Below are 18,794 nucleotides of genomic sequence, written 5' to 3' on the forward strand. Positions count from 1 at the left end.
GCGTCGTGCTGGCATGCTGGCGCTCAGCGCCCGCCCAGAGCGACGAGGTTGCGCAGGGCCGCGGCCGCGCGCAGCTCGCCCCGGAAGTCGGGATGCGCAATCCCGATGAGCAGCTCGGCGCGCTCGCGGAGGGTGCGGCCCCGCAAGTCGACCGCGCCGTGCTCGGTGACCACCCACTGCACGTGGCCCCGCGTGGTGACCACCCCGGCGCCCGACCGCAGCCGCGGCACGATGCGGGAGCACTGGCCCGCGGTGGAGGGCAGGGCGATGATGGCTCGCCCCCCGGGGCTGCGCAGCGAGCCCTGCACGAAGTCCATCTGCCCGCCGATGCCGCTGTGGATCTGCTCGCCCATCGAGTCGGCGCAGACCTGCCCCGTCAGATCGATCTCGAGCGCGGAGTTGATCGCCACCATGGCATGCTGCTTGCGGATCTCGTTGGGATCGTTGACCACGTGCGAGGGATGGAACTCCACGAACGGGTTGTCGTCGACGAAGTCGTGCAGCGCCGCGGTGCCGGTGGCGAACGAGGTCACCACGCGGCGCTCGAAGCGGGTCTTGCGGCGGCCGGTGATCACCCCGCGGCGCGCGAGCTCGAGCAGCCCGTCGCTGAACATCTCGGTGTGCACGCCCAGGTCGGAGTGCTCCCCGAGGGCCGCGAGCACCGCGTTGGGCACCTTGCCGATGCCCACCTGGATCGTGGCCCCGTCGGGCACCAGCTTGGCCACGTGCTCCCCGATCGCTCGCTCGATCGCCCCGTACGCAGCCGGAGCCACCTGCGGCAGCGGGCGATCCACTTCCACCCCGTAGGTGATCTCGCTGACGTGGATGGCCGAGTTGCCCATCGTGCGCGGCACCCTGGGATTGATCTCGGCAATGACCGTGCGAGCGGCCTCGACCGCCGGCAGGGCGCACGCCACCGAGAGGCCCAGGCGGCAGTAGCCGTGCTCGTCGGGCGGGGTCACCTGCACCATCGCCACGTCGAGCGGGAGCTCGCCCGAGCGAAACATCGAGGGGATCTCGCCGAGGAACACCGGGGTGAAGTCGGCACGCCCCTCGGCGACCGCCCGGCGGGTGTTGGCGCCCACGAACAGCGCGTTGTGACGCAGGTGGCCCGCCAGCTCGGGGGCGACGTGGGGGGCGGCACCATCCACGTGCAGGTGCACCAGCTCCACGTCGTGGAGCCCGGACGCATGGTCGGACGCTTGGTCGGACGCGCGGTCCACCAGCGCCCGTAGCAGCGACTGCGGCACCATGGTGGCCTCGTGGACGTAGACCCGCTCACCGGAGGTGATGCAGGCGACGGCGGCTTGGGCGGTGACCAGCTTCATGAAGGCGCCGCCCGGATCGTGGCACATCGCGACGCAGCCGCGAGGCGAGGCACGATGTGCGCGCTCACGCCTTGGCGATCGGGCGCCCGCGGTCGCGGTCGAGTTAGCATGCTCGCCGTGGTTCCGGTCATCGAGCCCCGTGTCGTCGGTCCCGGCTTCAACGCTCGCGTGTATGCGGTGGTTCGCCAGGTCCCCGCGGGCTTCGTCACCACCTACGGTCACGTGGCCGCACGGCTCGGCTCCCCGCGGGTTGCCCGGCACGTGGGCTTCGCCCTCGCGGCGCTCACCCCCGAGCACGAGCCGGTGCCGTGGCACCGGGTGATCAACTCGCAGGGGCGCGTGTCGCATCACCGCGCCAGCGATCAGCAGCGGATGCTCGAGGACGAAGGGGTGGTCTTCGACGCGCGCGGGCGGGTGGATCTGAAGCGCTACCTCCACACATTCGCTGCGAGGGAGCAGACCAAGCCGCCGGCGAAGAAGCGGGCCAAGGCGCCCGTGAAGAAGCCGAGCAAGGCCTCGCGGCGGTGAGCCGCGGTCGTCAGTCGTTCTTGCCCAGCCCCAGCCGTGCCTTCATGGCGGCCAGCTCGTCGTCGATCGACTTGCGCCGGGTGTCCTCGCGCTCCTCGGCCTCGCGCTTGGCTCGGATGCGCTCGAGCTCGGCCTGCTTGGCCACGATGGCGGCCTGCTTGGCCTCGAGCGCGCGCTGCTGGACCTGCTCGCGCTCGGAGAGCTCGGGCGGGAGGGTCTGGTCGAGCTCCATGAGTGCACCGCATGCGTCACACGCGAACTGGGTGGACTCCGAGCTCCACAGGTTCACGAAGTGATAGGCGGTATAGGTCTTGTGCACCACGCACTCGCGGAACACGGTGGTCTTGCCGCACTCGGGGCAGCGCCGCTTCTCGAATTGGCCGTCCGGGACGCGTCGCGCCTTGCCCTTGGACCCGAACATCAAGAACGGCATGGCGTCGACACGGTATCACGCGGGCACGGGTTTTTCGCTATCGTTCGCGCAGGGCATGTCGAAGCGGCGCACCAGCAAGGACACGACCAACCCCAAGGTCGTGCGCAAGCGGACGGCTCCTCGCCAAGCAACCGCGGGCCCGCTGGCCAGCCGCCCGATCGAGCCGGTCTCCGCGTCCAACGTGTTCCCCCTGTTTCCCGGCTTCGTCCCCGACTACGAGTGGGTGCTGGGCCTGGTGGTCACGACCACGCGACCGGGGCAGCGCGTGCTACCGCCGGTCGCGGCCTTGTTCCTCGAGGCGGGCTCGGGGACGGTCATCCACGTCGATCCATTGTCTTCGATGTCGCCGCAGAGCGTGGGGGCCACCGTACGCCGCGCGCTCGAGCGCGGCCACGCGCTGGGCCTTCGCACGCCCACTCGGATCCGCGTGGGGGCCCCGGCGCAGGTCGAGCTGCTCGACGAGGCGATCGGACGTGGCATCGAGGTGGTGGTGGGCCATACGCCCGAGGTCGACGACGCGATGCGCTCTCCTGGTGCGCTGCGGGGGCTCGCCGGCCCACCGATCGACGACGTCGATGCCTACCGCGGGATTGCGGCGATCGACGACGCACGGCTCGCCGCATTCTTTCGCGTGGCCGAGGCGTTCGCCGCCAGCGCGCCGTGGCGGCTGCTTGGTCGGCATGCGCCGCTGCGGCTGCGGATCCCGGCGCTCGGGCTCGATGATGGACGCATGGGCTTGCGCGCGTCCGATCCGCGCAAGGGGCTGGAGGTCCGCGCCGCGCCGGAAGGGGGAATCTGGGTCGTGGGCTTCGTGCCGCCCAGTCGCCTGTCGCGGGTGCGTCGCGTCGAGCTTCGCGAGCTGTCGTTTCGGCCCACGGCCGGCCCGCTGCCGGTGCTGCGACCGATGGGGGCCGACGGTGAGCTGCGGGCGACGCAGGATTCCGACTACGCGCTGGCGATCGCCGCCATGCTCGCCACTCGCCGGCTCGTGAGCGAGTACGGGCCGGTGCTGCGACGCCGCTCGCTGCGCTCGCTGATTGCTCGATACGAAGTGGAGTCGGGGGGGGAGCCGGATCGGGTCGCGGTGGAGCTCGGGTTTCCTGCGGACTCGTGAGCCGTATCCACCGGCAGCTCGCTCATCGTCGACGGCGCCTGACCATCTCCTCGTCGCTGATCGGTCGTCCCCTCGGTCGTGGACACCGCGACTCGCCCGATCGTGGTGGGCGAGTCCTACCCGCACACCCGTGCGACCGCGTCACATGTGGTTTCCCCCTACTCCTGTTGGAGCGCGTACGAACGGTGCCTGGGGTCGCGCTCAGAGCTCGCCGACCTGGCGCTTCGCTTGCACGGATGACGGCCGATGCCCCGTCTCAACGACGCCACGCGCCTTCGAGGCGCACGTGATGTCGCCTCCGAGCCCGAGCCGGATGCTCCGGTTCGCTTCGCGCGCCGCGAGGCCAGCCTGAGCCCGTCGGCGCTGGCCCCGGTCGCCGACGCCAGGCGAGTGGAAGCCGAAATCCGTCAGCTGTTCGAGGAGCGGCTCCCCGATGATGCCCGAGACATGGAGATCTCGGTGACCGGAGGGGGGGTCGTGCTCCATGGCATCGTCTCGTCTCCGCTCGCCCGGCTGCTCGCCGAGGATCTCGTCTACTCGGTGCCGGATGTCTGGGAGTGCCACAACGAGCTGGTCGTTCGCACCCGCGAGGACACGGCGGCGAGCGCTGCCTGATTCGGAGGGAGCGCCATGGCGGTGCTCGCCATCGTCAACCCGGCCTCCGGCAACGCCGATCCGGATCGGGTGGAGCTTCGATTGCGCGAGCACCTGCGGGCGCTCGAGCCGTGCCGCGCACCTCCGCACGACCTCATCGGCTTCGTTCGGGCCCGGGTGGACGAGCAGCGGCCGGATCTCGTGGTCGCATGTGGCGGCGACGGCACGGTGTCGGCGGTGGCCACCGCGCTCATGGAAACCTCGATCCCGCTGGGCATCGTGCCGACGGGCACGGCCAACCTGCTCGCCCGCGAGCTCGCGATCCCGACCGAGGTGGATCGGGCGTGTGAGGTCATCGCAGCCATGCGAACCCGGCCGGTCGATGCGATGTCGTTGGGCGCGCGGTCCTGCCTGTGCCGGCTGGGCTTTGGGCGGTTGGCCGAGATAGGAGCCAATACCACTGCCGAGGACAAGCAAGCGTCCAAGGGGTTGGCGTACGTGGGTTCCGCCATCCCCCGCTTGTTCGCGCCCGAAGAGCTCGACTTCGAACTCGAGATCGACGGACGAACCATCGTGGCCCGAAGCTCGAGCATCGTGGTGACCAACCTCAGCAGCGTCGGCATGGGTCGGCTGAGCTGGGGCGATCGGGTACGATTCGACGACGGTGTCATCGACGTCATGGTCGTGCAGGCCGAGAGCGCCATCGATCACCTGGGGCTGCTGTGGGGGACGATCACGGGCGAGGCCCTCGAGTCCGACGTGATCCGCCACTTCGAAGCGCGGCGATCGATCTGCATACGCGCCGCGGTCGACATCGCCGTCGTGGCCGATGGAGAGCCCCTCTCGGGTCGGCTCCATCGGATTCGCGTCCATCCTCGTTCGCTGAACGTGTGCGTGCCGCGCTGACCGATCGCTCGTACACCCGCGGTGGCCTCAGATCATGCGCCCGCCCGTGAGCTCCAGCGGCCGCACCGCCGCCGCGCAGCGAAACCCGAGATCTCCATCGCCGCCCTTGCGGGCCTTGACGCCGCCGCGTCGTCGCACCAGGAGCTGCTGCGGATCCTCGTCGCGCCAGCTTCCGCCCATCACCACCCGTCGCCGCTCGTTGCCCTCGAACGGGGTCGCCGTCCACTCCGCCACGTTGCCCGCCATGTCGAGCACCCCGTTGCGCGACTTCCCCAGCGGTCGCTCGCCCGCCGCGCACGTGCCCAGGCTGGCGTCCGCCCGGTTCCAGCACGCCAGATCGGACGTCGGCGGCAGGTGTCCCCACGGGTACGCCCGCTCCTGATCCTGTCCACGCGCCGCCCACTCCCACTCCTCGGCCGTGGGCAGGCGCTTGCCCACGCTCTCGCAGTAGCGCGTGGCGTCGTACCAGCTCACGTCCGTGATCGGATGCTGCTGGCCCTCGGGAGCGCGAAAGGTCCCGTAGCGCGAGCGCGGCGGGGCCTCGCACGTGCCCGAGTCCACGCACTCGCGGTAGGCGGCGGCGGTCACCTCGGTGGTATCGAGGCAGAACTCGAGCAACGTCAGCTCTCCGAGCTTGCCGCCCGCCACGTGCTGCATCCCGTAGGGACATCGCGACTCCCGCTCGGCCGCCGGGCGAATGGGCTGGAGCGTGAGCCGCAAGGGCGTGCTGCAATCGGGGATCGGCTGCGTACCCCAGCCGCTCTGGGCGCACCGCTCGGGGTCGCCCTTGTGGCTGAGCTCGCTGCGCTCCGACGAGGTCCCCGCTCCGGTGCCGGCCTTGACCCCACCCACGCCGCCCTGCACCTTGGCGCCGCCCGCCTTGCCCTGCGTGCCATCCACCCGGTAGGCGCCCACGTCGACCGCATGCACCACGTGGGTGGCGCCCTCGCAGCGCGAGCCCCGAAAGTCGTCCGCAAAGAAGTCGAGGGCCTCGGCCACCTCCCAGGTGCCCCCGAGCGCGCGGGTCACCTCGAGCTCGTCGTAGCGATCGAAGTGCGCCTCGAGCCCGACCCCGCCGATCTGGAACTCGGCGATCGCCTCGGTGGCCGAGCGCAGCGCCACCACCTGCGGCTTGGTCATCGTCGCGGGCGAGAACTGATAGTGACCGTCGCGCGCCTTGCAGCCCGTCAGCAGCTCGAGCGAGCAGCCCTCGTAGCGCACCGCGAGCGGCTGCTGCTTGTCGATCGCTCGCTGCAGGTCGTTGAGCTTGATCTCGTCCCAGGCGACCACGTAGGGCTTGGACAGCGAGCTGACGTACTGGCACGCCTGGCCGCGGTTGCCCCCGAACGCCATCACCAGCTCCTGCTGCTCGTCGGTGGGCGTCGCGTCCGGCCGGCAAGCGGCCGCGCCCGGCAGGCCGAGCACGAGCGCGAGGAGGAGGACGCGAGGCGAGCCGGAGGCGAGCGGCATGGGCGGCGGGGTGAGCGTATCACGGAGGTGGCGTCTCCGGGCCCGTCCTCCGCGCTCTTCCGGCCTACGGTGGGTCGGGTCCAACGGAGCCACTCGAGCTCGGGTTGCTCGACCCCAAGAACGACTTCGTCTTCAAGACGATGCTCACTCGCCGGGTGGAGCTACTGCGTCACATGCTCGAGGGCATCCTCGGCCGCCCGATCCGCGCGGTACGGGTCATCGATCCGGACATCCCCGGCGAGCAGCTCCGCGACAAGGAAATCGTGCTCGACGTTCGGGCGGTCCTCGACGATGGCACTCGCGCCATCATCGAGATGCAGCTACGCCTGACCGCGGCCCTCACCGGCCGGCTGACCTACTACCTCGCCCGGGACTTCGTGGACCAGCTCCGTCGAGGGGAGGGCTACGAGCGGCTCACCCCCTCGGTGGTGATCGTGTGGCTGCCCAAGCCCCTCTTGCCCGAGATTGCCGAGGATCTGCACTCGGTCTTCGAGCTGCGCGAGCGACGGCGGGGCATCGCGCTCGGTCAGTACCTTTCAATCCACGTCATCCAGCCATCGGCACTGTCCTCGGCCAAGGCAACGGGCTACGATGCCATCGTCGAGCGCTGGGCAAGGTTCTTCGTCGGCTACGACGATCCCGAAGTTCTCGCCCAGCTCGCCGCGGAGGATTCCATCATGGCCCTGGCGACGCAGACTCTGGAGGAGATCTCCCAAGACCCCGAGGTCCGTCGCCTCGCCCTCGAGCGCGAGGACGAGCGCAAGCTCCATCGCATGGACCTCGCGGCCTGCCGCGCGGAGGGCTGGAACGAAGGCCACGACGTTGGCCACGATGCCGGCCGGGCCACGCTCCTGCTCGAGCAGCTCGGTGCGCTCTTCGGCTCCCCGTCGGAGGCGATCCAAGCCCGAGTGCGGGCGGGTACGGCCGAGGAGCTACGCACGTGGGGCCTGCGCGTGCTCGGGGCCAAGAGCCTCTCACAGGTCTTCGGGGGATAGTGCCTCGTCCCGCGCCGTGCCCCTGGGTTCCCGCTACGTATGCTCCCGCGTCGCGGAGAACCGCACCTCGGGAAACCGCTCCTCCACCTTCTGCAGGTTCCACCGATTCGGCGCCAGGTAGGCCAGGTCCCCGTGGCCATCGTGGGCCAGGTTCGCCTCGTTGCGCCGCGTGAACTTCTCCATCAGCTGGCGTACCTCGATCTTGTTGCGACCCTCGGTGATCGGCGACACCCACCTCGCGGTGTTGAGCTCGGTGGCTTCGTAGTCGGCCTCGACCTGGTACTCGTGCAGCAGGCGGTGTTTCATCACCTCGAGCTGCAGCTGGCCCACCACGCCCACCACGAACTCGCCGCCCAGCATCAGCTTGAACACCTGGATCGCGCCCTCCTCGGACAGCTGGGTGAGGCCCTTGGCCAGCGCCTTGGCCTTGAGCGGGCTCTTGAGCAGCACGCGGCGGAAGATCTCGGGCGCGAAGCTGGGAATCCCCGTGAAGCGCAAGAGCTCCCCCTCGGTCAGCGTGTCGCCGATCTTGAGGGTGCCGTGGTTGGGAATGCCGATGATGTCCCCCGCGAACGCCTCCTCCACGATCTCGCGACTCTGTGCGAAGAACATGGTGGCGTTGCCCAGGTTCACCTCGCGGCCGAGGCGGGGGTGGAATGCCTTCATGCCGCGGGTGAACCGACCCGAGCAGATCCGCAGGAACGCCATGCGGTCGCGATGCTTGGGATCCATGTTCGCCTGGATCTTGAACACGAAGCCGCAAAAGCCCTCCTCGGTGGTGTCGACCTGCCGCGTGGGCACGGCCTCGCCGGGTGGGGGCGGGTGGAGCACGGCGTCGCCCGTGATGGCCACGCGGTCCTGCGGCGGCGGGGCCAGGCGCACGAAGGTCTCGAGCAACTCGCGGACGCCGAAGTTGTTCATGGCCGAGCCGAACAGCAGCGGGCTCTGCTTGCCGGCCAAGAACAGCGCGTGGTCATACTCGGGCGCGGCGCCCTGCAGCAGCTCGATCTCGGCGCGCAGCTCGGCCGCCTGGTCCTCGCCCAAGAGCTCATCGAGCCGGGGATCGTCCACGCCGCTCACCGGGATCCCATCGGCCGGCATCTCGTCGTCGCGAGTGCCGTCGATGGTCTTGAACAGGAACAGGCGCTGGTGCGCCAGGTCGTAGACCCCGCGGAAGCGCTTGCCCATGCCGATCGGCCAGGTCATCGGCACGCAGGCGATGCCCAGCTTGCTCTCCACGTCGTCGAGCACCTCGAGCGGCTCCATGCACTCGCGGTCGAGCTTGTTGACGAACGTGACCACCGGGGTGTCGCGCAGGCGACAGATCTCGATGAGCTTCTCGGTGCGCGACTCCACGCCCTTGGCGCCATCGATGACCATGAGCGCGGCGTCGACGGCGGTGAGCACCCGGTACGTGTCCTCGCCGAAGTCGGCGTGGCCCGGCGTGTCGAGCAGGTTGATCTCGGCCATCGGGTCGTCGGCCTTGGAGCCAGGGATCGGGTAGCGGAAGCTCATCACCGACGTGGTCACCGAGATCCCACGTTCCTGCTCCATCGCCATCCAGTCGCTGACCGCGTGGCGGGAAGCGCGACGGGCTCGTACCGCGCCCACGGTCTGGATCGCGCCCCCGAAGAACAACAGCTTCTCGGTGAGGGTGGTCTTGCCCGCATCGGGGTGGCTGACGATGGCAAACGTTCGGCGACGCCCGACCTGGGCCTCGAGCTCGGCAGTGGTCACGCCCGCGCTCATAACCTAGAACGCGACCGAGGGCGAAACCGAGGCCGCGGGGCTCGCGCAAACAATCGTCCTCGGGGGGTTGCCTCGGGCTTCGATGGCCTCACCCTGGGGCCACGGAACCATGACCCACGAAGAGACCCACGAATCGAGCGAGGAGCGCGGCGAGCCCACCAGCCTGCCTTTCGAGTACGAGGACCGCACCGATGGCAGCTATGCCCGTGCCCTCGAGGAGGTCCGAGCCGCGTGGCTGTGGACCAAGAGTCGGCGGGCTCGCGGGTTGCTGCCGAACTAGCCGGTTCGCCAAGGGGAACTCGAGCTCGATCGGAACGCTGGTGATGCTCGAGCGGGTGCTCGCGTATCCGACGGGCCGACGTCCATCGTACCCTTGCCGGGCATGACCTCGACCATGCCGATGGTGCTGTTGGCGGCCGGCGGCGGACCGGCCCCGCTGGTGACCAAGATCGCGCTGTGCTTCGTGGCATCGGCCGTGCTCGCGCTCTTGTGCGAGCGTCTGCGCCTGCCGAGCATCGCGGGCTTCATCTTCGCGGGTCTGGCGATCGGCCCGATCGGCCTGCGCTGGGTGGAGGACCGCAGCGACATCGAGACGATCGCAGGCCTGGGCCTGGCGCTGCTGTTGTTCCTCATCGGCCTCGAGATCAACCTGCGCAGCCTGCTCGCGAGCGGCCGCACGCTGGTGGTGACCGGGCTGGCCCAGGTCCCGTTGTCGATCGCGGTGGGCTTCGGCGCATTCACGCTGGTGGAGCTCTTGGGCCTGGCGCTGGTGCGGGGCGACTATTCGCTGCTCTACCTGGCGCTGGCATGCGCGTTCTCGTCGACGCTCTTGGTGGTCAAGGTGCTGCACGACCGCCTGCAGATGGACACGGTGGACGGGCGGCTGTGCTTGGGGCTGCTGATCTTCCAGGACATCTGGGCGATCGTGGTGCTGGCGATCCAGCCCAACCTCGACGACCCGCAGCTGGCCCCCCTGCTGGGCACGTTCGTGGGCATCGCCTTGGTCATCGGTCTGGCGGTGCTGGCCGCCCGCTTCGTGCTGCCGTGGGCGTTTCGCGCGGTTGCCAAGTCGCCCGAGTTGGTGGTCACGCTGGCGCTCGGCTGGTGCTTCGGTCTGGGCATGTTCGCGGTGAGCCTGGGGTCGTGGGCGCACGCGCTGCACCTGCCGGTCGAGCCGTCGGTGTCGCTCGAGCTCGGCGCGCTGGTGGCCGGGGCGAGCCTCGCCTCGTTTCCCTATGCGCACGAGGTGGTGGCCAAGGTCGGCAACCTGCGCGACTTCTTCATCACGCTGTTCTTCGTGGCGCTGGGCATGAGCATCCCCATCCCCGACGGCCCCGCGGTGCTCGTGGGCGCGCTGGTGCTGGCCCTGGTGATGGGCCTGCTGCGCTACCTGGTGTTCCTGCCGCTGCTCTACGGCAGCGGGCTCGATCGGCGCCACGCCACCACCACCTCCACCAAGCTCGCGCAGGTCTCCGAGTTCGCGCTGGTGATCGCCTACCTGGGCCTGTCGCTGGGGCACATCGAGGCGAGCCTGGTGAGCATGGTGATCTTCGCGTTCGTGCTCACCGCGATCGTGACGCCCGTGCTGTTCTCGCTGGCCGATCCGCTCTACCTGCGGCTGTCTCCGCTGCTGCGCCGCGTGGGCATCGGCGAGGGGGATCGGCAGGCCCCGCAGCAGGAGGAGGGGGCGCCGCCCCGGCTGGCCCTGCTCGGGTTCCACCGCCTGGCGTCGTCGCTGCTGCACGACATCGAGCGCGACCACCCGGAGCTCCTGCCCGACCTGCTGGTGGTGGACTTCAACGTGGCGCTGCACGATCGCATCCGCGCCCGCGGAGCCCGGGTGGTCTACGGCGACTTCGCCAACCCGGCCACGCTGCAGCACAGCGGGGTGCTGGAAGCGGATGTGATCGTGTCGACGATTCCCGACGATCTGCTCAAGGGCATCACCAACCTCGAGCTCGCCGCGCAGCTGCGGCGGCTGGCCCCGGAGGCAAGGATCGTGGTGAACACGCTGCGCTTGGCCGACGTGCCCGCGATGTACGAGGCGGGGGCGGACTACGTGTTCTCGTGGCCCACGGAGACGTCGCTGGGGGTGGTGCCCGCGGTGTGTGCGGCGCTCAACGGAGATCTGCGGGGGTTCTTGGAGGCACGGCGGCTGGAGGCGGGGGAGATGCTGGTGCAGCGCGACGAGGTGCTCAATTGAGGACCCCCGACGGCGGGGCGCTCGCTACGGTGGCCAGGACCGCGTATGCTCGGGCGTGCCCTTCGTTGCTCGTCCTTCGGCGTTCGCGATCGTGATGCTCGTGGTGGGTCTCGGCGCCTGCCGAGAGCCCGAGGCCACCGACGATGGTGCGGGCTCGAGCGGAGGATCCGAGTCGTCCACCTCGACGACGGGCGAGAGCGCGGACACGACCGCCGTCGATGGCAGCGGCAGCGCCGAGGGCAGCGGGACCAGCGGCGAGGACGACTCGCTCCCGTTCCCTCCCGCCGGCCCCGACGCCGCGCCCGATCCCTCTGCCATGGGTCCCTACCCGGTGGGCGTGATGACCGTCGAGCTCGTCGACGACTCGCGCCTCGACGACATGGGCCAGCCCCGGCGGCTGCCCACCGAGATCTGGTACCCCGCCGTCGAGGAGGCGCGCGGGCAGCCGGGCTACGTCTACACCGAGGAGGATCTCTTGACCGAGGAGGCCCGCGCGTTGCTCGAGACCACGCTCGAGGTCGAGCTGCCGACCGAGGCCGTGCGCGACGCCGCCCCGCGGCCCACGAGCGAGCGGTTCCCGATCGTGCTGTTCAGCCATGGCTCGTCGGGCATGCGCATGCAGCAGACCTTCCTCACCGTGGTCCTGGCCAGCCATGGCTACGTGGTGGCGGCGCCCGATCACATCGGCAACACGCTCAGCGATGCCGTGGTGGCGGGAGGACCGAGCACCGAGGCCCAATTCGAGAGCCTCGGTCTGCGTCCCGACGACATGGGCTTCGTGCTGGCGCATCTGCAAGGCCTGCCGCAGGACGATCCCCTCGGCGCCATCGTGGACGGTGACCGCGTGGGGGCGACCGGGCACTCCTTTGGCGCCCTCACGACGCTTCGCTTGCTCGCCCAGGGGCGCCCCATCGACGTGGCGGTCGCCCAGGCCCCGCCGAGCCACGAGATCGTGTGGTTCGGCGGGCTCCCGGTCGCGGCGAGCGAGATCACGATCCCGGTGATGCTGCACGCGGGAGAGCTCGACATGACCACGCCGCTGGCCGATGCGCTGTCGATCTACGACGAGCTCACCCCGCCGCGTAGCTTGCTCACGGTCAGCGCGGCCGGTCACTTCACCTTCAGCGACATGTGTCTTCTCGACACGGCGGCGATCGAGGGCGCCACACAGATCGGTCTGTCACAGGCCCTCGAGGACGGGTGCACCCGCGATCACATCGGCCCCGACCAGGCCCTGCCCCTGCAGCGGCACTTCGCGATCGGGCTGTTCAACGGGCACCTGCGCGACTCTCCCGGGAGCCTGGAGCTGCTCACGGCCGAGGCGGCCGACGCGTTGGCTCCCGGGATGTTCACGATCGACCTCGAGCCGTGAGGGGCGCCGCTCGCGGCGTCGCTGGGTGACCCTGGCTCAATGGACGACGCAGCGCGGCAGCACCGACGTTGCTCGACGGCGCTCGCCCACGCTCTCGATCGTCTCGCGCAGCAGCTCGGGATCGGGAGGCTTGACCAGCATGACGTCGAAGCCCGCCTCGAACGCCTGGTGCTGGGCGTGCTCCTGCCCAAAGCCGCTCACCGCCACCAGGCCAGGCCGCTCGTCGCCGAGCTCTGCGTGGATCCGGCGCGCCACCTCGTAGCCGTCGAGGTCGGGGAGATCGATGTCCACGATGGCGACGTCGGGGCGCAGCCCAATCAGGCGCTCGACCCCTTCGCGGCCGCTCCCCACCGCATCGACCACCGTGTGGCCCCACGCTGCGATCAAGTGCCCGAGGAGCTCCCGGATGTCGACGCAATCCTCCACCAGGACCACGCGCAGCGAGCTCGCCTCGACCGCCGTCGCCTCGGGATCGATGCTCGTCGTGCCCTCGCCCGGATCCGGGGCGCCCGCGGCCGGCAGGGTGACGACGATCTCGCTGCCCCGGCCCGGCCCTTGGCTCTCGACCTGGACGTTGCCGCGGTGGGTCTCGACGATCTGGCGCACGAGCGCCAGGCCCAGGCCCAGCCCCGGGCTCCCGCTGCGCTCCTGCGAGAAGGGATCGAACACACGCTCGATGAACTCCGGCCGAATCCCCCGACCTTCGTCGGCGACTCGCACGAACGCATGCTCGCCATCGCAGCCCCAGTGCACCCAGATGCGACCTCCCGGGTAGGAGTATCGCGAGGCATTGGTGAGCAGGTTGGAGACCACCTGGGTCAGGCGTACCGGATCGGCGTGCACCGCAACCGCGCCCGGCTGTCCTTCGATGATCAACAGCTGGTGACGCTTCGCGATCATGCCGCAGCACATGTCGCGAGCCTGGTCGACGACCGTGCCCAGATCGACCGAGGCCCGGTCCATCTCGAGCTTGCCCTCTCGGATCCGTGCGATGTCGGTGAGATCGTCGACCAGGCGCTCGAGGTGGCGAACGTGCCGCTCCATCTTGTCGCGTGCGTCCGAGACCACGGGATCGGCCGCGCTGCGGGTCGCGATCAAGCGCAGGCCTGCCACCAGAGGCATCAGCGGGGTGCGCAGCTCGTGGGCCAGCAACGCGATGAACTCGTCCTTGCGCCGATCGGCCTCCGAGAGCCGATCGACCTCCATCGTACGGTCATGGAGGTCCACGAACGTCTTGACCTTGGCTCGCAGCACGCTGGGGACGATGGGCTCGAACAGATAGTCGACCGCCCCGAGCTCGTAGCCACGCTGCACGTCGTGGTGGTGCTGGCGGTGACCCGTGATGAACATGATGGGCACGTGCTCGCCGTGCTCGCGCGAGCGAATCAGCCGCGCCGTTTCGAATCCGTCGATTCCGGGAAGGTCGACGTCGAGCAGAATGACGGCGAAGGAGCGCTGCATCGCGTGCTGGAGCGCGTCCTCTCCGGAACTCGACGTGGTCACTCGAACCCCGAGCTCGGTGAGGGCCGCCTCGAGCACCGCGAGATGCTCGGGATCGTCGTCGACGACGAGCACGTTGGCATCACCGTCGTACGGCCGCGTCAACGGGGTGAGCCCGATGACGCTCGATGCGTCCGAGCGTTCTGCGTTCCGGTCGCGTGGTGGCATGGTCGTCATGGGTGGTGGTCCTCACGAGCTGGCATGCGAGACGCGGGCCAAGCTCGTCGAGGCGTGCTCAGCCCACGGATGCGGTGCGTAGGACGTGCAGCAGCGCGTCCGTGTCGATGGGCTTGTCGAGGAACGCGACCGCGCCCAGGGCGGTCGCCCGCTGCTTGAGCTCCTTGTCGCCGAACGCGCTCATGAGGACGACGGGGGTCTTCCAGCCCCGCTCCCGCACTTTCTGCAGCAGGTCCAGCCCGCTGAGGAACGGCATCCGCACGTCGGTGATGATGGCGTCGGGAGGAGCGCCTTGGCGTTCGAACAAGACCTTGGCGCCGAGGTGCTCGAGCAACGCTCGGCCGTCGCGTACCGCAACGACGCGATACCCGGAGCACTCCAGGAAGTCGTGGAGGCTCCACCGCAGCTCGTCGTCGTCCTCTGCAAGGAGGATCTGTGCCCGGTGCTCGGTGCCTTCCTCGCTCGCGCTCTCCTCGCTGCGCGCCCCGATCGTCGCCATCTGGAGCCTTGCGGTCGTGGAGCGCTCCCTGCGATACTGCTTGAGGCGATAGTGCAGCTTGCGTTCCGAGACCCCGAGGACCTCGGCGGTCGCTCTCACCGTGCCCATCGCGGCGTAGGTCTCGAGGATCGCGTTGCGCTCGAGCTGCTTGAGGGTCAAGCCGACCAGTGAGCCGGAACCATTCGTCTCACGGGACTCACGCTGGAGCTCGGGAAGATCGGCCGGTTGGATCGATCGCTCTCCTACCAACATGAGCGCATGCTGGGCGGCGTTCTGCAATTCCCGAACGTTGCCGGGCCACCGGTGTCGCAACAGTCGACGACGTGCCGTGACGCTCGTGCGTGGGGCTGGTCGTCCCTCGCGGCTCGCTCCCATCTGCAAGAAGTGGTCCCACAGGGGCAGGATGTCCTCGCGCCGGAGCTGGAGCGGAGCCACCCGGATCGAGAGCACGCGAATGCGATAGAACAGATCGGCCCGAAAGCGTCCGCGGAGCACCTCGTCCTCGAGCTGGCGGTGCGTCGCCGACAACACCCGGACGTCGACCGAGAGCGTTCGCGTTCCGCCGAGTCGCTCGAAGCGTCGCTCTTGCAGCACCCGCAGCAGCTTTGCCTGCAACGCCAGGGGAAGGTCTCCGACCTCGTCGAGGAACAAGGTGCCCCCGTCGGCGAGCTCGAATCGACCCTTGCGCTGGCTGGTCGCGCCGGTGAACGCACCCTTCTCGTGCCCGAACAGCTCCGACTCGAGCAGGGCCTCGGGAATCGCGGCGCAGTTGACCGCCACGAACGGACCGCGGCGACGTGGCGAGAAGCGGTGCAGCGCGCGGGCGACGAGCTCCTTGCCCACGCCGGTCTCTCCGTTGATGACCACCGATGCATCCGAGCAGGAGGCGAGCGCGACCAGCCTCCAGACCTCGCGCATGCGTTCGCTGCGATCGAGCAGCGCGGGCAGCACGAGCGGCTCGTCCCGTGCAGCCAGGAGGGGCCGATGATTGCCCAGCAGGCGCCGTAGGGCGGCGCGCTGGAGCGGCTGCGGGAGGATCGCATCGGCATCGCAGGCGTGGGCGATGCTCACCCAGGTTCCGCTGGGGATCGGGAGCAACAGCACCCGGAGCGCAGAGCGAGCCGCGGTGAAGATCGACGCCAGCAGCTCCCGATCTTCGCCCACACAGGCACCGTCGACGATCACGAAATTCGGCTGCAAGGCGTCGATCTCGTCGATTGCGTCGGCGGGATCGGGGACGAAGCAGGCCTCGATCGAGGTGCCCTCGAGCTCGGCGCTCAGTGACTGCCGGGTCGTGTCGTCGCTCGCAATGATGACGACGACGAGGGAAGGCTGGCCTTTCGGCCGGATGACTCGTTCCTCCGATTCCGCGATGTCTTGGAGATCGTACGACACACGTCTTCCCTCTCATTCTGACGCACCCTTCGTCCTCCGTCGACGGAGGGAATTGGCCTACACTTCGGTCGAGCGCCCGTGAAACGAGCCTTCGCTGGCTTACGACGTCGACACTCGTGTCGGTGCCGATTGCGTGGTGCGGATCGCCGCGCGAACCGACCGGCAGGATTGCACCTCTTCGATCGAGTCGATGCCGCGGACCTGCAGCCTTTGCAGAGGCCCAAATCGCAACCTACTCGAGATGGTGAGATGTCGAGTGGTACGGTGCATGCACTTGGATCGCACACGTGTTGAAGCTGAGCGAATTGCAGCGCTTGGTCGGCGCTCTGTGCGGCGAGATCCTCGCTCCGCAAGTTGGACAGATCGGTTGGTTCATTCAGCGCCTGATCGCCCGGATCCGAGGGTTGGACGAGGCAGAGCGCAATGATCTCATTCGTGCTTCGTTGGGAGTTCAGCCGACGATCGACGCACTCTTGCAGGCCGCCGCCACCAGCCGCCGTCTCGATGCGTCCGAGGTCCGCGATCTCACCACGGTGCATCGCCGACTGAGCACGATCCTCGCGCACCTCGGCTCGCGCCCGGGGGGAGAGCGCCTCGATGCCGAAGCGCTGCACGTCGGGTATGCGCGGGTCGACCTCGTCGACGTGGTCGGGCGCGCGTGCGCATGCTTCGAGCGCCTCGCCGTCGATCGACGGCTCGCCTACCAGGTCTCGCTGCCCGGTGAGCTGATCGTGGAGGTCGACGTGGACAAGACCGAGCTCGCCATCGGCAACGCGCTGTTCAATGCGTTCAAGTACGCCCCCGAGGGCGGCGTGGTGCGCTGCGTGATGTCCGTGGACGAGCTGCTGCAAGACGTCGTGATCAGCATCGAGGACAGCGGCCCCGGCGTCCACCCGGCGCAGCTCGACGCGATCTTCGATCGCAGCCGAGTCGTGGAGCGCAATGTCGCGATCCGGGTGGGGAAGGTACGGCTCGCCCTGGGCACGTCTCGCGATCTGATCGCGCTGCAGGGCGGGATCCTCGACGCCGTGCCCACGAGCACCGGTCACGCGCTGTTCGAGATCCGGCTGCCGCGCTGGGCCCCCCGAGCCGCGCCGGTGTCGGTGGATCCTCCCAAGCTGGCGGCGTGGATGCCCGAGGCAGTCGCGCTGGCCGAGGCGGAGCTTCGCGCCGAGGCCGAGCTCGACGCCAGGCCGGTGGCCGACGACGGCCGACCCGTCGTGCTGGTGATCGAGGGCTCTCGTGCCCTCAATCGCGCGCTGGTGGGCTGCCTGGGGCCCGACTGCGCGACGGTCTCCGCGTTTCACGGGCGGGCGGGAGTCGAGCTGGCGTCGGACCTGCGGCCGGATCTGGTGATCGTGGATCTGCGGCTGCCCGAGCTCGGTGGTGAGCAGGTGATCGAGATCCTCCGCGAGCGCGAGGAGCTGCAGATGCCGATCCTCGCGCTCACGAGCAGCCGCGACGAACCGCAGGTCTTGCGGCTGCTCGAGGCGGGTGTCGACGACATCATGGTCAAGCCCGTGCTGCTGGCCGAGCTACGCGCGCGCGCGCGTCGCCTGCTGATGGCCAAGAGGACGCACGACGTGCTCAGCGAGGCCATCGGCCAGCGCGACACCGACCTCATCGCGCTCGCCAATCAGGTCGCCGACACCCATCACAGCCTCGAGCGGGCCTACGCCGATCTCGAGGCGGCCCGTGAGCGCGCCGAGCGGATGAACGAGACCAAGAGCAACTTCTTGCGGATCATGTCCCACGAGCTCAAGACCCCCGTGACCGCGATGAAGCTGCAGCTGCGCGTGCTGGAGAGCGACCCTGGCGTCCTGCGCACGCCGTCGCTCGACCGCGGGCTCGAGCGCATCGACCGCTCGGTACGCCGGCTGGTCGACCTCGTGGACACCATGCTCGAGTGGGCACGGGTGGAAGACGGCCGCTACCAGGCGGAGATCGAGCCGTTCGATCCCGCAGAGCTGGCGGACGAGGTCGCTGCCCGGCTCGAGAGTCACGCGCGCGTGCGGGGAACCGAGCTGGTGGTCGACGACGTGCGCGAGCGACCGGTGGACTCGGTCAGCGACCGTCGCCTCGTGCGACTGGTGCTGCTGAACCTCGTGGAGCGAGCCATCTCGGTGAGCAACGAGGCCCGAGTCGAGATCCGCGTGGCCGCCTCGGGGCTGGGGCATCGCATCCACATTCGAGATGCCGGCCCTCCCCTGAGCGAAGAGCAGCGCGCCGAGGTGTTCGACCCCGTGGGACGGACCCGCGACTTCCATCGGCTCAGCGGTGCTGGCTCCGGAATCGGCGTCTATGCAATCCGTGACATCGCCCGGGCGGTCGGCGGGGAGCTCCGCTGGGAGGATGCGGACGGCACGGGCAACGACTTCGTGTTCGAGGTGCCCTCGCGGCTCGAAGGGGGGAGCACCGCGGTGAGCCCTGGGATGCTCGGCAACGCCGTGTCACCGGCGCTGCCGTCCACCGAGCCATGAGCGTCGTGGCATGGCCATGGCTGCACTTCTTTCACACGCCGGCTTCGAGGT

General features: G+C 69.4%; 15 protein-coding genes. 9 read left to right on the forward strand and 6 right to left on the reverse strand.

Going from position 1 to position 18,794, the window contains the following annotated elements:
- Window positions 1-23 precede the first annotated feature (23 nt).
- On the reverse strand, window positions 24-1,355 hold the full coding sequence (locus OEB96_RS39770; RefSeq protein ID WP_266222137.1) for an acetyl-CoA hydrolase/transferase family protein: 1,332 nt from the start codon (window positions 1,353-1,355) through the stop codon (window positions 24-26).
- Between the two features lie 90 nt (window positions 1,356-1,445).
- Between OEB96_RS39770 and OEB96_RS39775 the strand changes: the two genes are divergently transcribed.
- Entirely contained in the window at window positions 1,446-1,856 is a 411-nt protein-coding gene (locus OEB96_RS39775; RefSeq protein ID WP_266222138.1) for an MGMT family protein, read from the forward strand.
- A 10-nt stretch (window positions 1,857-1,866) separates the two neighbouring features.
- Here OEB96_RS39775 and OEB96_RS39780 read toward each other — a convergent pair whose 3' ends face one another.
- Window positions 1,867-2,289, reverse strand: coding sequence for a zinc ribbon domain-containing protein (locus OEB96_RS39780; RefSeq protein WP_266222139.1), 423 nt, complete (start codon window positions 2,287-2,289; stop codon window positions 1,867-1,869).
- A gap of 55 nt (window positions 2,290-2,344) precedes the next feature.
- Here OEB96_RS39780 and OEB96_RS39785 point away from each other — a divergent pair, with 55 nt between their 5' ends.
- The 3 genes from OEB96_RS39785 to OEB96_RS39795 all read left to right on the forward strand — a co-directional run bounded on the left by OEB96_RS39785 (window position 2,345) and on the right by OEB96_RS39795 (window position 4,903).
- Complete coding sequence (locus OEB96_RS39785; protein ID WP_266222140.1) at window positions 2,345-3,403, forward strand: hypothetical protein; 1,059 nt, start codon at window positions 2,345-2,347, stop codon at window positions 3,401-3,403.
- Between the two features lie 246 nt (window positions 3,404-3,649).
- Window positions 3,650-4,018, forward strand: coding sequence for a BON domain-containing protein (locus OEB96_RS39790; RefSeq protein WP_266222141.1), 369 nt, complete (start codon window positions 3,650-3,652; stop codon window positions 4,016-4,018).
- A gap of 15 nt (window positions 4,019-4,033) precedes the next feature.
- Window positions 4,034-4,903 carry a diacylglycerol/lipid kinase family protein gene (locus OEB96_RS39795; RefSeq protein ID WP_266222142.1) on the forward strand — a complete coding sequence of 290 codons (870 nt, stop codon included), beginning with the start codon at window positions 4,034-4,036 and terminating at the stop codon, window positions 4,901-4,903.
- A gap of 27 nt (window positions 4,904-4,930) precedes the next feature.
- Here the strand turns inward: OEB96_RS39795 and OEB96_RS39800 are convergent, their stop codons facing one another.
- Window positions 4,931-6,373 (reverse strand): formylglycine-generating enzyme family protein, encoded by a 1,443-nt coding sequence (locus tag OEB96_RS39800; RefSeq protein WP_266222143.1) that lies wholly within the window; start codon window positions 6,371-6,373, stop codon window positions 4,931-4,933.
- Window positions 6,374-6,477: 104 nt separating this feature from the next.
- Between OEB96_RS39800 and OEB96_RS39805 the strand changes: the two genes are divergently transcribed.
- On the forward strand, window positions 6,478-7,368 hold the full coding sequence (locus tag OEB96_RS39805) for an Rpn family recombination-promoting nuclease/putative transposase (protein ID WP_266222144.1): 891 nt from the start codon (window positions 6,478-6,480) through the stop codon (window positions 7,366-7,368).
- Between the two features lie 33 nt (window positions 7,369-7,401).
- Here the strand turns inward: OEB96_RS39805 and OEB96_RS39810 are convergent, their stop codons facing one another.
- Entirely contained in the window at window positions 7,402-9,105 is a 1,704-nt protein-coding gene (locus tag OEB96_RS39810; protein WP_266222145.1) for a peptide chain release factor 3, read from the reverse strand.
- Window positions 9,106-9,226: 121 nt separating this feature from the next.
- Here OEB96_RS39810 and OEB96_RS39815 point away from each other — a divergent pair, with 121 nt between their 5' ends.
- The 3 genes from OEB96_RS39815 to OEB96_RS39825 all read left to right on the forward strand — a co-directional run bounded on the left by OEB96_RS39815 (window position 9,227) and on the right by OEB96_RS39825 (window position 12,692).
- Window positions 9,227-9,397, forward strand: coding sequence for a hypothetical protein (locus tag OEB96_RS39815; protein ID WP_266222146.1), 171 nt, complete (start codon window positions 9,227-9,229; stop codon window positions 9,395-9,397).
- Window positions 9,398-9,499: 102 nt separating this feature from the next.
- A complete protein-coding gene (locus tag OEB96_RS39820; RefSeq protein WP_266222147.1) occupies window positions 9,500-11,320 on the forward strand; it encodes a cation:proton antiporter in 1,821 nt (606 codons plus the stop codon).
- A gap of 55 nt (window positions 11,321-11,375) precedes the next feature.
- Entirely contained in the window at window positions 11,376-12,692 is a 1,317-nt protein-coding gene (locus OEB96_RS39825; protein WP_266222148.1) for an alpha/beta hydrolase family protein, read from the forward strand.
- Window positions 12,693-12,728: 36 nt separating this feature from the next.
- Here the strand turns inward: OEB96_RS39825 and OEB96_RS39830 are convergent, their stop codons facing one another.
- Entirely contained in the window at window positions 12,729-14,360 is a 1,632-nt protein-coding gene (locus OEB96_RS39830) for a hybrid sensor histidine kinase/response regulator (protein ID WP_266222149.1), read from the reverse strand.
- Window positions 14,361-14,427: 67 nt separating this feature from the next.
- Window positions 14,428-16,263, reverse strand: coding sequence for a sigma 54-interacting transcriptional regulator (locus OEB96_RS39835; RefSeq protein ID WP_266222150.1), 1,836 nt, complete (start codon window positions 16,261-16,263; stop codon window positions 14,428-14,430).
- 287 nt (window positions 16,264-16,550) lie between these two features.
- Here OEB96_RS39835 and OEB96_RS39840 point away from each other — a divergent pair, with 287 nt between their 5' ends.
- Window positions 16,551-18,743 carry an ATP-binding response regulator gene (locus OEB96_RS39840; RefSeq protein ID WP_266222151.1) on the forward strand — a complete coding sequence of 731 codons (2,193 nt, stop codon included), beginning with the start codon at window positions 16,551-16,553 and terminating at the stop codon, window positions 18,741-18,743.
- Window positions 18,744-18,794 lie beyond the last annotated feature (51 nt).

The sequence above is a fragment of the Paraliomyxa miuraensis genome, from assembly GCF_026337845.1.
GTDB classification, from domain to species: Bacteria; Myxococcota_A; Polyangia; order Nannocystales; family Nannocystaceae; genus Paraliomyxa; species Paraliomyxa miuraensis.

What these genes read in the sequence shown, in the direction of transcription:
- OEB96_RS39830 (WP_266222149.1), bottom strand. Translation starts at nt 14,360, where the DNA reads ATGCCACCACGCGACCGGAACGCAGAACGCTCGGACGCATCGAGCGTC.
- OEB96_RS39815 (WP_266222146.1), top strand. Translation starts at nt 9,227, where the DNA reads ATGACCCACGAAGAGACCCACGAATCGAGCGAGGAGCGCGGCGAGCCC.
- OEB96_RS39785 (WP_266222140.1), top strand. Translation starts at nt 2,345, where the DNA reads ATGTCGAAGCGGCGCACCAGCAAGGACACGACCAACCCCAAGGTCGTG.
- OEB96_RS39800 (WP_266222143.1), bottom strand. Translation starts at nt 6,373, where the DNA reads ATGCCGCTCGCCTCCGGCTCGCCTCGCGTCCTCCTCCTCGCGCTCGTG.
- OEB96_RS39770 (WP_266222137.1), bottom strand. Translation starts at nt 1,355, where the DNA reads ATGTGCCACGATCCGGGCGGCGCCTTCATGAAGCTGGTCACCGCCCAA.
- OEB96_RS39790 (WP_266222141.1), top strand. Translation starts at nt 3,650, where the DNA reads ATGCCCCGTCTCAACGACGCCACGCGCCTTCGAGGCGCACGTGATGTC.
- OEB96_RS39780 (WP_266222139.1), bottom strand. Translation starts at nt 2,289, where the DNA reads ATGCCGTTCTTGATGTTCGGGTCCAAGGGCAAGGCGCGACGCGTCCCG.
- OEB96_RS39820 (WP_266222147.1), top strand. Translation starts at nt 9,500, where the DNA reads ATGACCTCGACCATGCCGATGGTGCTGTTGGCGGCCGGCGGCGGACCG.
- OEB96_RS39795 (WP_266222142.1), top strand. Translation starts at nt 4,034, where the DNA reads ATGGCGGTGCTCGCCATCGTCAACCCGGCCTCCGGCAACGCCGATCCG.